12 protein-coding genes are annotated in these 13,573 nt (G+C 36.6%); 6 read left to right on the top strand and 6 right to left on the bottom strand.

Features of this window, described 5'->3' with window-relative positions; genetic code table 11:
• Window positions 1-173: 173 nt before the first annotated feature.
• The gene (locus H4K33_RS12190; RefSeq protein WP_182649346.1) at window positions 174-1,001 is read right to left on the bottom strand and encodes a universal stress protein; all 828 of its coding nucleotides are present in this window, start codon (window positions 999-1,001) and stop codon (window positions 174-176) included.
• 179 nt (window positions 1,002-1,180) lie between these two features.
• On the opposite strand from H4K33_RS12190, the gene rimP reads away from it, so the two are divergent.
• From rimP to H4K33_RS12170, 4 genes are all read left to right on the top strand, one after another.
• Complete coding sequence (gene rimP / locus H4K33_RS12185; protein WP_182649344.1) at window positions 1,181-1,648, top strand: ribosome assembly cofactor RimP; 468 nt, start codon at window positions 1,181-1,183, stop codon at window positions 1,646-1,648.
• 11 nt (window positions 1,649-1,659) lie between these two features.
• A complete protein-coding gene (gene nusA / locus H4K33_RS12180) occupies window positions 1,660-2,898 on the top strand; it encodes a transcription termination factor NusA (RefSeq protein ID WP_182649341.1) in 1,239 nt (412 codons plus the stop codon).
• A 51-nt stretch (window positions 2,899-2,949) separates the two neighbouring features.
• A complete protein-coding gene (infB, locus tag H4K33_RS12175; protein WP_182649338.1) occupies window positions 2,950-5,949 on the top strand; it encodes a translation initiation factor IF-2 in 3,000 nt (999 codons plus the stop codon).
• 129 nt (window positions 5,950-6,078) lie between these two features.
• A complete protein-coding gene (locus H4K33_RS12170; RefSeq protein WP_182649356.1) occupies window positions 6,079-6,750 on the top strand; it encodes a zinc metallopeptidase in 672 nt (223 codons plus the stop codon).
• 60 nt (window positions 6,751-6,810) lie between these two features.
• On the opposite strand, the gene H4K33_RS12165 is transcribed toward H4K33_RS12170, so the two are convergent.
• Window positions 6,811-7,569: an endonuclease/exonuclease/phosphatase family protein gene (locus H4K33_RS12165; protein ID WP_370576679.1), complete on the bottom strand. Its 759-nt coding sequence runs from the start codon at window positions 7,567-7,569 to the stop codon at window positions 6,811-6,813.
• A gap of 197 nt (window positions 7,570-7,766) precedes the next feature.
• On the opposite strand from H4K33_RS12165, the gene H4K33_RS12160 reads away from it, so the two are divergent.
• Both H4K33_RS12160 and H4K33_RS12155 read left to right on the top strand, forming a co-directional pair.
• Window positions 7,767-8,720, top strand: a complete 954-nt coding sequence (locus H4K33_RS12160) for a bifunctional riboflavin kinase/FAD synthetase (protein WP_182649334.1) — start codon at window positions 7,767-7,769, stop codon at window positions 8,718-8,720.
• Window positions 8,692-10,002, top strand: coding sequence for an HTTM domain-containing protein (locus H4K33_RS12155; RefSeq protein WP_182649332.1), 1,311 nt, complete (start codon window positions 8,692-8,694; stop codon window positions 10,000-10,002). Before H4K33_RS12160 ends, H4K33_RS12155 begins: the two co-directional genes overlap by 29 nt.
• A gap of 65 nt (window positions 10,003-10,067) precedes the next feature.
• Here the strand turns inward: H4K33_RS12155 and H4K33_RS12150 are convergent, their stop codons facing one another.
• The 4 genes from H4K33_RS12150 to H4K33_RS12135 form a co-directional block, all read right to left on the bottom strand.
• Window positions 10,068-10,838 carry a UDP-2,3-diacylglucosamine diphosphatase gene (locus H4K33_RS12150; protein ID WP_182649329.1) on the bottom strand — a complete coding sequence of 257 codons (771 nt, stop codon included), beginning with the start codon at window positions 10,836-10,838 and terminating at the stop codon, window positions 10,068-10,070.
• A 12-nt stretch (window positions 10,839-10,850) separates the two neighbouring features.
• Window positions 10,851-11,303 carry a 6-carboxytetrahydropterin synthase gene (locus H4K33_RS12145; protein ID WP_182649326.1) on the bottom strand — a complete coding sequence of 151 codons (453 nt, stop codon included), beginning with the start codon at window positions 11,301-11,303 and terminating at the stop codon, window positions 10,851-10,853.
• 82 nt (window positions 11,304-11,385) lie between these two features.
• A complete protein-coding gene (locus tag H4K33_RS12140) occupies window positions 11,386-12,165 on the bottom strand; it encodes a hypothetical protein (RefSeq protein ID WP_182649323.1) in 780 nt (259 codons plus the stop codon).
• A gap of 68 nt (window positions 12,166-12,233) precedes the next feature.
• Entirely contained in the window at window positions 12,234-12,995 is a 762-nt protein-coding gene (locus tag H4K33_RS12135) for an enoyl-CoA hydratase/isomerase family protein (RefSeq protein WP_182649320.1), read from the bottom strand.
• Window positions 12,996-13,573 lie beyond the last annotated feature (578 nt).

Below are 13,573 nucleotides of genomic sequence, written 5' to 3'. Positions count from 1 at the left end.
AAAATGTCTCCTGTTGAATTTGAAAATAATTGGTTTGTTGAAAGTACTTTCAACAAACCAATTATTACTATCTTTAATAATGAAGTTAATGTTTAAAAAACGGTCAACTGTATTTAGGGATGTTCATTTCCTTTCTTCTCTCTTCTTTCTTCTTTCTTCTCTCCAATCAAAAATTAGTCAATTTTGAAAGTCAAAACTGAAATTGGTGAATGGTTAACTAAGTCTTCGCTAATACTTCCGTTAAAGAAGTGTGCCAAGCCTGTGCGACCATGCGTAGCGATAGCGATTAAGTCGGCATCTATTTTTTTACAGTAGTTTAAGATTCCTTTTTCTACATTGATGTCGTTGTAGATGCTTAGGTCAAATTCTTTATCTGTGATATCTTCTAAGAATGATTCTAGTGTTTCTTCTGCCACATGTGTAGGTTTGAAGCTATTGGGTGTGTTAACCATTAATAGGTGTAAATCTGCGCCTACTACTTTGTTTAACGCTAAAGTGCTTTTGAAAGAATCTTTCATTTCGCTTGTAAAATCTGAAGCGAAAACGATGTCTTTGATGCAGCTGTCTTCAAATTCTCCTTTTACTACAAATACTGGTACAGGAGACGTGCGTACTACTTTTTGTGTATTAGATCCCACAAAGTACTCTTTCATTCCACTTGCTCCGTGAGACCCCATAACGATTAGGTCTACTTCATTGTGTACCGCTGATTTAGTAACTCCTTGAGAGGTGCGGTCTAAGATCAAACTTGTTGAAACCGTTAATCCCTCGAATAACGGATCTAGTGCAATCTGTTGTAATTTTTGTTCCGCAGCGTTTTTGAAAAACATCACTTCCGGTGCAGGTGTACCTTTGCTAATACCATCACTTGCTTCTTGAGGCAAATCTAAGATGTGTAGTAAGATGATTTCTGCATGGTGTTTTTTTGCAAAATTCACTCCCGCTTTAATTGCGTTTTGTGCTTGTTGTGAAAAATCGGTTGGTATTAGTATTTTCTTCATAATTACGTATAAAAGTGGATTAAGTATTTAACATGTTTTTTTGGTGTTCTAAATTTAAGCATATAATTATCAATACACAAAAGTTTTTATTACTACAAAAAAAATAGTATATTTGCACCGTTATTTATTAAAGAAGTTAAATAATGAGGGGACGTAATAGTCCCCTCTTTTTATAGCATATGACATTTAAAAACAAAGTACAAGAGTTGTTGGATGCAGCTTTAGCGGAAAAGCAAGAGTTGTTTTTGATTGAAATGACAATTTCTCCAGACAATAAGATCATGGTGACCTTAGATGGAGATCACGGGGTTAATTTGCAAGACTGCATTGATGTAAGCAGAGCTATTGAGCACAATTTAGACAGAGAAGAACACGATTTCGGTTTAGAAGTTGCTTCAGCTGGTGCAACATCACCGTTAAAATTGTTGCGTCAGTATAAAAAGAATATTGGTCGAAAAGTGAAGTTAGTAACGTTGAACCAAGAGAAATACGAAGCAACAATAACGGAAGTAAGAGAAGCATCGATCGTATTACAGTGGAAAGCTCGCGAGGCAAAAGCTGTTGGAAAAGGAAAGGTTACAGTTGAAAAAGAAGCTGTTATACCATTCGAAAATATAAAAGAAGCTAGTATAATAATTTCATTTTAAAAAAATATCAGATGGAGAATAGTGGTTTAGTAGAATCGTTCTCAGAATTTCAAGAGTTAAAATACATTGATAGAGTTACGTTAATGGCCATCTTGGAAGATGTATTCAGAAATGCATTGAAAAAGAAATATGGTGATGACGATAACTTCGATATCATTATTAACCCTGATAAAGGAGATTTCCAGGTTTTTAGAAGCAGAATCGTTGTAAATGACGGGGAAGTAGAAGATGATAAATACGAGATTTCATTAAGTGAAGCGAGAAAGATTGAATCGGATTTTGAAGTAGGAGAAGAAGTTTCAGAAGAGGTGAAATTAGAAGATATTGGTAGAAGAGCAGTATTAGCTTTACGTCAATATTTGAATTCAAAAGTAACGGAGCATGACAATGCTACGCTATATAAGCAGTTTAAAGAGGTAATCGGAGAGATTTACGCAGCAGAAGTGCATCATATTCGTCCAAAAGTTGTAATTTTGATGGATGATGAAGGAAATGAGATTGTTTTGCCAAAAGAAAAACAAATTCCTTCTGACTTTTTCAGAAAAGGAGACACGGTAAAAGGAATTATTGAGGCAGTTGAATTGAAAGGAGCAAAACCTCAGATTATCATGTCTAGAACATCTAACCGTTTCTTAGAAAGATTATTAGAACAAGAAATTCCTGAAATTGGAGAAGATAAAATTTTCGTTAAGAAAGTAGTTCGTATCCCAGGAGAAAAAGCAAAAATTGCTGTTGAAGGATCAGACGATCGCATTGATCCAGTTGGAGCATGTGTGGGAATGAAAGGATCTCGTATTCACGGTATCGTAAGAGAACTAGGAAACGAAAATATCGATGTTATTCATTACACAGCTAATACAGACTTGTTTATCAAACGTGCTTTAGCACCGGCAAAAGTAAACAAGGTTGTATTTGACGAGGAGACGAAAAAGGCAAATGTATATTTAGATACAGAAGAAGTATCTAGAGCAATTGGTAAAGGAGGGCAAAACATTAAGTTAGCAGGAATGTTAACAGGATTTGATATCGATGTGATGCGCGAATTGAACCCAGAAGACGACGATGTTGAATTGAGAGAATTCAGCGATGAAATTGACGTGTGGGTAATTGAAGAGTTTGCTAAGATTGGATTAGATACAGCAAAAAGCGTGTTGAACTTAAGTGTTGAAGAGCTAATCAAACGCACCGACTTAGAAGAAGAGACCATTCAAGATGTTCTCCGTATTCTGAAGGAAGAGTTCGAAGATTAAATCGACACTTCTAGGAACAACACAACACAAATAATACACTAAAAAGATAATATGTCTGAAGAAAGAGCAATAAGAATAAATAAAGTTTTAAGGGAATTAAATATTTCTCTAGATAGAGCCGTGGACTTTTTGAAAGGCAAAGGGTATGAAATCGAGGCAACTCCAAATGCTAAGATTTCCCAAGAAGAATTTAACGTTCTAAATAAACAGTTTTCTGCTGATAGAGGGAAGAAGGAAGCTTCTATTGAAGTAAGTGAAGAGAAGAGAAAAGAAAAGGAAGCGCTTAAAGTTGAGCGTGAACGCGAATTAGAAGAAAAAAGAAAACAAGAAGAACAAGCTCGTATCAAGAAAGAACAAGAGATCATTAGAGCCAAAGCAGAAGAGCAAGTTGCTATTAAAACTGTGGGGCAAATTGATCTTGAACCTAAAAAAACTTTAGAATCTTCTTCAGCCGTATTGGATAAAGTTGTGGAGAAAGAAGAGATTAAAGCTGAGCCTGTAAAGAGAGAAGAACCAGTTGCGAAAGAAAGCGTTGCACAAGAAAAAGTAGAGGAGAAAGTTCAAGCTGCTCCTGCTGCTGAGGTTAATGTCGATTCTAAAACTGATTCAGCAAAAAATACGACAAAAAAAGGTGAAACTAAGAAAGTAGCCAATAAAGAATCAAAAGTAAAAGACAAACCTGTGGAAGAAAAGCAACATAAGGAGTCTGCTAAAGTAGCAAACGAAGAAACTAAAGTAGTTGAAGACGATAAGGTTGATGCGAAGTTAGGTGATGAGATCATCAAAACGAACTATCAAAAACTTTCGGGAACTACATTTACAGGGCAAACGATCGATTTATCTCAGTTTGACAAGCCTAAGAAGAAGAAGGAAGAGAAGAAAGATGACAAAAAGGGCAATGTAGCTGGTAGAAATAAAAGAAAGCGTATTGCAAAACCAACTAATGCAGAAGGTGCTGGAAATACTCCAAATAATGCTGGAGCAAATGCAAACAAAGCAGGTGGAAATAACGCAAATCGCCCAGGTGGAAATAATGCAAATCGCCCAGGCGGAAACAATGCAAATCGCCCAGGTGGAAACAATGGGAAATTCAATAAAAATAACAACAACAACCGTAGAAATGCTCCAGTTGTAAAAGCTGAGCCAACGGAAGAAGAAGTTAAAAACCAAATTAAAGAAACGCTAGAGCGTTTACAAGGTAAAGGTAACAGATCTAAAGCAGCGAAATATCGTAGAGATAAACGCGATGTTCACCGTAAGAAATCAGATGAGGAACAAAGAGCTTTAGAAGCAGGAAGCAAAGTGCTTAAAGTAACGGAATTCGTTACGGTAGGTGAAATTGCTACCATGATGGATGTGCCTATTACTAAAGTGATCGGAACATGTATGTCTTTGGGTATCATGGTAACGATGAACCAACGTTTGGATGCTGAAACATTGACTATTGTTGCTGATGAATTTGGTTATGAAGTAGACTTTACAACAGCTGATTTAGAAGAAGCTATTGAAGAGACACCAGATAGACCAGAAGATTTAAAATCTCGTGCACCTATCGTTACGGTAATGGGACACGTAGATCACGGTAAGACCTCTTTATTGGATTACGTGCGTAAAGCAAACGTAATCGCAGGAGAGTCTGGAGGAATTACACAACACATTGGTGCATATGGAGTAACGTTAGAGAATGGTCAACAAATTACCTTCTTAGATACACCAGGTCACGAGGCGTTTACCGCAATGCGTGCACGTGGAGCTCAAGTTACCGATATCGTAATTATCGTAATTGCTGCCGATGATGACATCATGCCACAAACAAAAGAGGCGATCAGTCACGCACAAGCAGCAGGTGTACCAATTATTTTCGCTATCAATAAAGTGGATAAGCCAACGGCTAACCCAGAGAAAATTAAAGAAAAATTAGCTTCGATGAACTTGTTAGTTGAAGAGTGGGGAGGTACATACCAATCACAAGATATTTCAGCAAAACAAGGAATCGGAATGAAAGAATTGTTAGAGAAAGTTTTACTTGAAGCAGAAATGCTTGAGTTAAAAGCAAACCCTGACAAACTTGCTTCTGGTACTGTTGTAGAAGCTTATTTAGATAAAGGACGTGGATATGTATCTACCGTATTAGTTCAAGCAGGTACATTAAGAGTAGGAGACTACCTATTAGCAGGATGTAACCACGGTAAAGTTCGTGCTATGCACGATGAACGTGGAAACTCTGTAAAAGAGGCAGGACCTTCAAGACCAATTTCAGTATTGGGATTAGATGGTGCACCAGGTGCGGGAGATAAATTCAACGTGTTTGAAGAAGAGAAAGAAGCAAAACAAATTGCAGCAAAACGTACACAATTGTTACGTGAGCAATCAGTTCGTGCACAAAGACATATTACGTTGGCAGAGATCGGACGTCGTATCGCTTTAGGAGATTTCAAAGAGTTGAACATCATCTTAAAAGGAGACGTGGATGGATCTGTAGAAGCACTTTCTGATTCATTCTCTAAATTGTCAACAGAAGAAATTCAAATCAATATCATCCACAAAGGAGTGGGTGCAATTACTGAATCTGACGTATTGTTAGCGTCTGCATCAGATGCGATTATTATCGGATTCAACGTACGTCCAATGGCTTCTGCTAAAGTATTAGCAGATAAAGAGGAAATCGATATCAGAAACTACTCGATTATCTATGACGCAATTGACGACTTGAAAGACGCAATGGAAGGTATGTTATCTCCAGAGTTGAAAGAAGAAGTTACAGGTACTGCAGAAATTAGAGAGCTATTCAAAATTTCTAAAGTGGGTACAATTGCTGGATGTATGGTTCTTGATGGAAAAATCTTCCGTAATTCTAAGATCCGCTTAATCCGCGAGGGAGTTGTTATCTATACAGGTGAACTTACTGCGCTTAAACGTTTCAAAGATGACGTAAAAGAAGTATCGAAAGGATATGATTGTGGTATCCAAATTAAGAACTACAACGATATTAAAGAATACGATACAATTGAGGCATTCCAAGAAGTAGAAGTGAAGAAAAAATTGAAGTAATTCAATAGGATTAAATAAGAAAAGAGAGATTCGCAAGAGTCTCTCTTTTTTTATGACAAAATGTCGCTTTTTTTTATTTGGCGCGCCATTTGCTATTTTACTTTATGAACATAAATTGTTGTATCTATGATGATATGGGTTTTTATGATTGCCATGATGGCTGCCAGTTGGTATGTAGGCAATCGTTTACAAACGAAGTTTAAGAAGTATTCTGAGGTTCATTTACAAAATGGCATGAGTGGTGCTGAGATCGCCCAAAAAATGCTTTTTGACCACGGAATTCGCGATGTACGTGTAATTTCTACACCTGGAAGATTGACGGATCATTATAATCCGATAGATAAGACGGTCAATTTAAGTGAAGCAGTGTACAATCAACGCAATGCTGCCGCTGCGGCTGTAGCAGCCCACGAGGTAGGTCACGCTGTGCAACATGCACAAGCCTATTCTTGGTTAACCATGCGTTCTCGTATGGTTCCTATCTTAGAAGTATCTTCTAAGTTTATGCCTTTCGTGTTGATTGGAGGAGTTTTATTGCTCAAAACCTTTCCTCAATTACTATTGTTGGGAATTGGATTATTTGCCTTAACAACAATCTTCTCATTCATTACCTTACCCGTAGAATACGACGCGAGTAACCGTGCTTTAAAATGGCTAGAAGCTAAAAATATTGTGACACCTCAGGAATTAGTAGGATCTAAAGATGCACTGAAATGGGCTGCAAGAACCTATGTAGTAGCCGCTCTTTCCTCTTTGGGTACTTTGTTATACTACGTCATGATTTACATGAATAGAAGGTAAATAAGTGTTTTTATTATATTTTAATTGTTTTAAAAAGGATTTCCAGTGGAAATCCTTTTTTTATTGTATTTCAATGAGCAAGGGGATGTGATCGGAGATCTTATTTGCTTCTTGTATAGTTTCAAAATCTTCGAAGAACAAAATTGCTTTGGCAGATTTAACAGTAAACACCTCTTGTTGAAGGAATATGTTGTCATACTCACTCGCCAAACAATCACCATTGATGCATTTTTGACGCAAAGACGTTTTTTGATTGGTAAACGCCGGGTTGTAGCCTTGTTTTTTGAGTGGATTAAACACAGAATGTGACTCAGTAAGATTGAAGTCACCTAAAAAAATCAGGTTGTTTTCGGCGTAGTGCTCGGGAAAGAATTTTAAGTATTTAATTTCTGTTTCCGGTTGGTGTTTCTTGGGTAAAGCGTGTAAACTAACCAACGTGAATTCCAAGTCTTTGTATTGAAAGGTGGCCATGTAGGGCTCACGTTCAATTTTTTCTTGGTAGTGTTGATCTAAAAACGCTTTCTTTTTTAACTTGATGTGTTGAGTCTTCCACAAATAAGCGTAGCGCTCTGAACGGTAAGGCGAACTAACGGTCGGATCACTAAGAGCATAATCCCATTTTGCCCCACTTTTTCGATTGAGCTCCTCGTGAAGGGCGGCAATGGCTTTTGCGCCTGCAGGATTTGTTACGACTTCTTGTATGGCAATGACATCCGCTTGTTTCATAATTTTAGCCATGTAGCTAAGGTGTTCTTCCGTTTTGCTACTTCCTATGTTCTTTAAATTCCAAGTCATTATTTTAACTTGAGAAAAGAGCATAAGGGGAACGAATACAAAAAGGAAAACCAATGTGGTTCTGATTAATGAGGGCATGTTAATTACTTTAGTTTAGGCGTATTATTATGTAAAATTTACGGTGATTTGTAAAAAATGAAGTATTTTTACGGCTTGAATATTTGTTTAGAAAAACGGGGCAAAACTAAGTAAAATCCCTTTAAAAGACTAAAGTTATCATCGTGAAAATATTTTCTTCCATTGGTGAATTTAAAACCGATAAAAAAGTTGTTGCAACTTTGGGAACCTTTGACGGGGTTCACATTGGGCATCAAATGATTATTAAAAAACTGGTTGATTCTGCTGAGGCCTTAGGAGCTGAAAGTTTGGTGTTGACCTTCTTTCCTCATCCGCGTATGGTATTGAAGCAAGATCACGGAATTCGCCTATTGAATACATTGGAAGAAAAGCAAGAGTTGTTAGCCGCTCTCGGATTAGACAACCTGGTGGTACAAAAGTTCGATTTGGATTTTGCTAATTTAAGCGCTGAAGAATTTGTGAAACAAGTATTGGTCGATACCTTTAATATTTCTAAAATAATTATTGGTTATGATCACCGTTTTGGAAAAAATAGAACCGCCGATATTCACGATTTAAAGCGCTTTGGTTTATTATATGGATTTGAAGTAGAGGAAATATCAGCACAAGAAATTGATCATGTTTCGATCAGTTCTACCAAAATTCGCGTGGCTTTAGAAGCTGGAAATATCGCATTAGCTAATGAGTTTTTAGGACACGAATATCATTTTTCTGGCGAGGTTATTCACGGTAAAAAGTTAGGGCGTACGTTGGGATTTCCGACAGCTAATTTCCAAATCTCAGAGTCGTATAAGATGATTCCGCAAAACGGAATTTATGTAGTTGAATCTGAAATAGAAGGTGAACGAGTAAAAGGAATGATGAGTATTGGTATTAATCCGACATTTGTCAACCATCCTCATACAATAGAAGTAAACTTTCTAGATTGGTCAGGCGATTTATATCATAAAACGTTAAAAGTTCGTATCTTGGATCGCATAAGAGATGAACAAAAATTTAATTCGCTCGAAGAACTTGTAGATCAATTAAAAAAGGACGAGCAAGCAACGCGAGCATATTTTGATCGCTATGTGGAAAAAAGCCCTGCAACCCGTTGATAACGCCCCTTTAATTATATTTAGAATCTTTTTTGGTTTTTTGTTTGCCTGTGAATCCTTTGGTGCTATTGCCACAGGTTGGGTAAGAGAAAACCTTGTGGATGTAAATTTTACCTTTTCCCATATTTACATGGACTTTTTGCAAGTGCTTGTTGGCCCGCAAATGTATGTCTATTTCTTTGTGATGGGATTGGCCTCTTTGGCCGTGATGCTGGGATATCGTTATAAATGGTCTATGCCACTACTGACCCTTTTGTGGGCTGGAGCCTATTTTATTCAGAAAACATCCTACAACAATCACTATTATCTGTTGATGATTATTTGTGTGTACATGTGTTTTCTCCCTGCCGCATCGTATAAATCCTTAGATGTGAAAGCGAATCGAGTAAAAGAAGAGCATGCAATGCCTCTTTATTTTAATTGGATTTTTATTTTCCAGGTTAGTGTGCTGTATATTTATGGAACAATAGCTAAATTTTATCCTGATTGGTTGGATGGTACTTTTACTGAATTAATGTATCAATCGGCCAATATACCCGATGTTTTTAAAAATGTATTTACGCAAAAAGAGTTTTATTTAATTATTGCTTACCTGGGAATCATATTTGATGGATTAATTGTACCCGCTTTGCTCTGGAAACGAACGCGTACTTTAGGGTTAATCGCTTCTCTGATTTTTCATTTGTTTAATTCAGCAACCCTACACATTGGGATTTTCCCTTATTTTGCGTTGACATTTGCCCTGTTCTTTTATCCGTCAGATCAAATTAGACGCATCTTCTTAAAGAAAAAATCAGCAATAGATACAAGTGAACGCTTTACAACGCCTCAATTGAGTAAACCTGTTTTAGGTTTCTTGGCCGTTTTTATGTTTTTTCAATTTGCACTGCCACTAAGACAACATTTTATTGAAGGCGATATTCTATGGACAGATGAGGCTCATCGCCTAAGCTGGCGCATGATGTTGCGTTCTAGGTCAGGGTATACATCCTATTTTGTAGAAGACAAAAAAACTGGAGAGCGCTTTTTGTATTCAACACATGGAGTGTTGACTCGTAAACAAGATGCGCGTTTGAATACTTCTGATATGATATGGCAAATGGCACAACGCATCAAAAAAGAATATGCCGCTCAAGGTAAAGAAGTGGCCGTTTATGCTGATAGTTGGGTGTCTATTAATGGTAGAGAATACAGCCGTTATGTTGATGAAAATGTTGATTTAGCTAGTGTTCCATGGAATTATTTTAGTCACAGTCCTTGGATTTTAGATAAACCGTTTTAGAAAAGAAAAGATGAACTTACCGATCACTGATAATCGATCACTGATCACTGATCACAAAAAAAGCCTCAATATTGAGGCTTTTTATATTTTTCAAGATGGAATTCTCCATCAAAGTAACCATACGTAAAATAGTGAATCCAATCTCCGAGGTTAATGTATTTAGATTGTTCATTCAGGTCAATGACCATCGGTAAATGGCGGTGTCCAAAAATGAAGTAATCATAGTGTTGACTTTCTAGCTTTCGCTTGGCATAAAGCACCAACCATTCTTTGTCTTCCCCTAAAAAAGTAACATCTTCATCACCAGAAATCAATTTGTTTTTAACAGATAGGTACTGTCCAAGACGTACGCCAATATCTGGATGTAACCAATTGAACAACCATTTAGAGAATTTATTGGTAAACACTTTTTTCATGCGTTTATAGCCCAGATCACCAGGTCCTAGACCATCGCCATGACCAATAAAAAAACGTTTACCATTAATGGTAAAAACTTGTGGTTCGTGAAAAACGGGAATGCCTAATTCTGTTTGGAAATAGTCATTCATCCATAGATCGTGGTTTCCCACAAAGAAATAGATCGGAATCCCTTTGTCTTTTAATTCGGCTAATTTGCCCAATATGCGTACAAATCCCTTAGGAACAACCGTTTTATATTCAAACCAGAAATCGAAAAGATCTCCGAGAATGAATAAGGCTCCCATATCCGCTTCCTTTTCGTTTAGCCAAGAGAGAAAAACTTTTTCTCGTGGTAAACTCTTTTCACGGGTGGGGGCTCCGAAATGTTGATCCGAGGCAAAGTAAATTCCCTTTGTTGTATCAATTGTAAAACTCACCTTAACTTAAACTTATAAATTATCAGATTGAAACCATTCCGCATAAGAAGATTCTGTCTCTTGTAAACGCAGGGAATACAAGGCGATGTTCTCAGGTAAACGACTTTTTATCTTGTTAGCAAAGTCAATAACCATATTCTCACTTGTTGGTTGATAGTCAACTAAAATAACGTGATGACCACGTTCTTTTAGTTCTTGTGCTAATTCAACATGGGGGGTGTTTTGATTGAATACAGTAGCGTGATCAAATACATCTACAATTTCTTCCTTTACTATTTTTTTTAGATCACTGAAATCAATCACCATTCCAAACTTTACATGTGCAGCATCTGTAATAGGTGTGCCAATTACTGTAACACCAAGTTTATAACTGTGTCCGTGTACATTGCGACATTTACCATCATAGCCGTATAAAGCATGACCCGTTTCAAAGGTGAATTGTTTTGTAATTCTAATTTTAGACATAACCAAAAATTTTGACAAAGGTAGTCAAAAAATGAGTGCACTCGTCCTTTCTTTTGGTTGGTTTTAACTCAGCATTGCGAAATTAAAAGAGGCGATAGGTGAGTTGTGCTTTTGCAATAGGATAGAATCGGAACCAATTTAAGTACGAATCAGCCGCTTCAAAGTTGTGTTCCTTCTTCAGTGTTTGATCTAATCGATGTCCATTTTGTTTGATGACATAGTCGCCTGAGAATAGGAGTCCCATTTCTATTTTTACACCTAATCGCTTTTTTGGGATCGCTCTACCTAAACCAAAACCGAAATAGGGTTTGACGAAATTTCCTAAAATAAGTTCGCCATCAAGTCGTCCATTAATGATGTCTAGTTTTTGGTTGTTGAAGGCTAGGGTTGGCCAGTCAGAAGGCCATCGTGATTGAGCAGGTGTGCCATCACTATTAGCAATAATTCCATGCGCACTTAATATGGTTCGTCCAAAGTATAGTCCCGTACTGAAGTAGAGCAATCCTTTTTGTAAAGGATAAAAATCGAGAACAACATGGCCATGTGTGTTTTTGGCTTGTCCTCTCATTAGATAAGACACATCCTGACCAAAGGTATGATGAAGTAAACCGTAAGGATCATTCAGTTGAACAGCATGTGTTTTGGTGTTGTAGTGGAATGTGTTAATCCCGGCACGTAAGAATAGCTTATGGCTAATTGGTGTAGTGAGTTCGGCTGTAAATCCGAGGGTGCTAAGTCCTGCTGAGATAGATAAGTGATTAAAGAAATAGGATTCATCAGCTGTATTTGTAGACTGAGCGGCACTAAGAAAGGGGTATAATAGGGAGAGGAATAGAGTTAAAATTAAAATTTTGCTTTTCATTTTTTCCTCAAAGATAGATAAGCAAATACACGACTTAATAGTAAATCGTGTATTTTTTAACTATTTTGTTATTTTTTCTTGAAAGAATTTAAAGCATTTATTGTGAATTCTGATAAAACTAATCGACCAGAAATCTCAGCGCGTTCTGTTAGTAGTTGATCCCAGTTTGCCGTTCCTTCCCAAAAAATGTTTTTCATTTCAGTGATAGCCTCGGGGTTGTATGCACTAACGCGTTGCGCAAAAGTTTGCAGTTCTAAGTCTAAACGGTCAATAGTATCATACACCTCGTCATATAGACCGTGTTGCTGCGCCCAAGATGCAGTTTTCCATTCGTGAGCAGCTAAAGACATAGAGGTGAAAGCAGTTTTTCCTATTTTTCTCGATACTGCTGGTTCGATAACAAAAGGTCCAATTCCAATAGCTAGTTCCGATAGTTTGATCGATGCATGCTCTGTTGCAAAACAATAATCGCATGAAGCTGCTAATCCAACACCGCCGCCAACTGTTTTTCCATGAATACGCCCAATGAATAATTTAGGACTTTTACGCATAGCATTAATCACATTGGCAAAACCAGAAAAGAATTTTTTTCCTGTTGCTTTGTCTTGAATAGAGAGTAATTCATCAAAAGATGCTCCAGCACAAAAAGCTCCCGTTCCTTCGCTTTGTAGGATAATAGTCGTAATGGCTGTAGAAGCGCTTAACTCCGTGATTGTATGAGTTAATTCATCCAGTAACGTACTTGGAAAAGAGTTACTAGCCGCGCTGTAAAAGGTAATTGTCGCAATTTTATCCGCTGTAGCGGTTTTTATATAAGCGTTTGTTTCCATATGTATAGTAGTCTTTTGCCAAATGTAAGGATTCTTGAGAAAGCGATAAAATGTTTAGTCGTTTATGCGTTGCATTCTCAATAAGAGATACAATAGTCTTCTATTTAGAAAGTATATAAATTAGAAAAAGGAGACATTTTTTTTTTAACTTTTTTTTATTCTTTTAAAGTGACAAAATGCGAATTAAATGCTTCGGTCGATTTGTTTTTGCATCTTAAAAAAGAGCGCGGTGTAATTGACGGAGAGAAAGTACCGTTAAGTGTTGTATAATCTGCATTTGTCCAAATTTTTGTCGAATATAAGAGCGATAATTTTTCTGTTTTTTGTTTGATTTTTGATGCGTTTAATGTCTGTTTAAAATAACTGATTTTGGAGTTAATCTTAAGAAAGTGTTTTGAAAAAAGAATGAAATGAGAATAATATCTACTTATTAACTTTTTTAATATTCTTTTCATTTAAGATTAACTTTTATTAATTCAGGACTGGTTTTTATTTTTATAAATTTTGACTTTATATGCAATATTTTAGTTTGTTTATTTTGTATTTATATTCTATAAAAGGTTTATTATGTTCATATT

The sequence above is a fragment of the Myroides sp. WP-1 genome, from assembly GCF_014145635.1.
GTDB lineage: Bacteria > Bacteroidota > Bacteroidia > Flavobacteriales > Flavobacteriaceae > Flavobacterium.
Note: the sequence above shows the minus strand (reverse complement) of the source record. Positions and strands in the feature narration are given on the sequence as shown.

Excerpts from the sequence above, each read along its gene's own strand:
- H4K33_RS12190 (WP_182649346.1), bottom strand. The coding sequence starts at position 1,001 with ATGAAGAAAATACTAATACCAACCGATTTTTCACAACAAGCACAAAAC.
- rimP (WP_182649344.1), top strand. The coding sequence starts at position 1,181 with ATGACATTTAAAAACAAAGTACAAGAGTTGTTGGATGCAGCTTTAGCG.
- nusA (WP_182649341.1), top strand. The coding sequence starts at position 1,660 with ATGGAGAATAGTGGTTTAGTAGAATCGTTCTCAGAATTTCAAGAGTTA.
- infB (WP_182649338.1), top strand. The coding sequence starts at position 2,950 with ATGTCTGAAGAAAGAGCAATAAGAATAAATAAAGTTTTAAGGGAATTA.
- H4K33_RS12170 (WP_182649356.1), top strand. The coding sequence starts at position 6,079 with ATGATATGGGTTTTTATGATTGCCATGATGGCTGCCAGTTGGTATGTA.
- H4K33_RS12165 (WP_370576679.1), bottom strand. The coding sequence starts at position 7,569 with ATGCTCTTTTCTCAAGTTAAAATAATGACTTGGAATTTAAAGAACATA.
- H4K33_RS12155 (WP_182649332.1), top strand. The coding sequence starts at position 8,692 with ATGTGGAAAAAAGCCCTGCAACCCGTTGATAACGCCCCTTTAATTATA.
- H4K33_RS12145 (WP_182649326.1), bottom strand. The coding sequence starts at position 11,303 with ATGTCTAAAATTAGAATTACAAAACAATTCACCTTTGAAACGGGTCAT.
- H4K33_RS12140 (WP_182649323.1), bottom strand. The coding sequence starts at position 12,165 with ATGAAAAGCAAAATTTTAATTTTAACTCTATTCCTCTCCCTATTATAC.
- H4K33_RS12135 (WP_182649320.1), bottom strand. The coding sequence starts at position 12,995 with ATGGAAACAAACGCTTATATAAAAACCGCTACAGCGGATAAAATTGCG.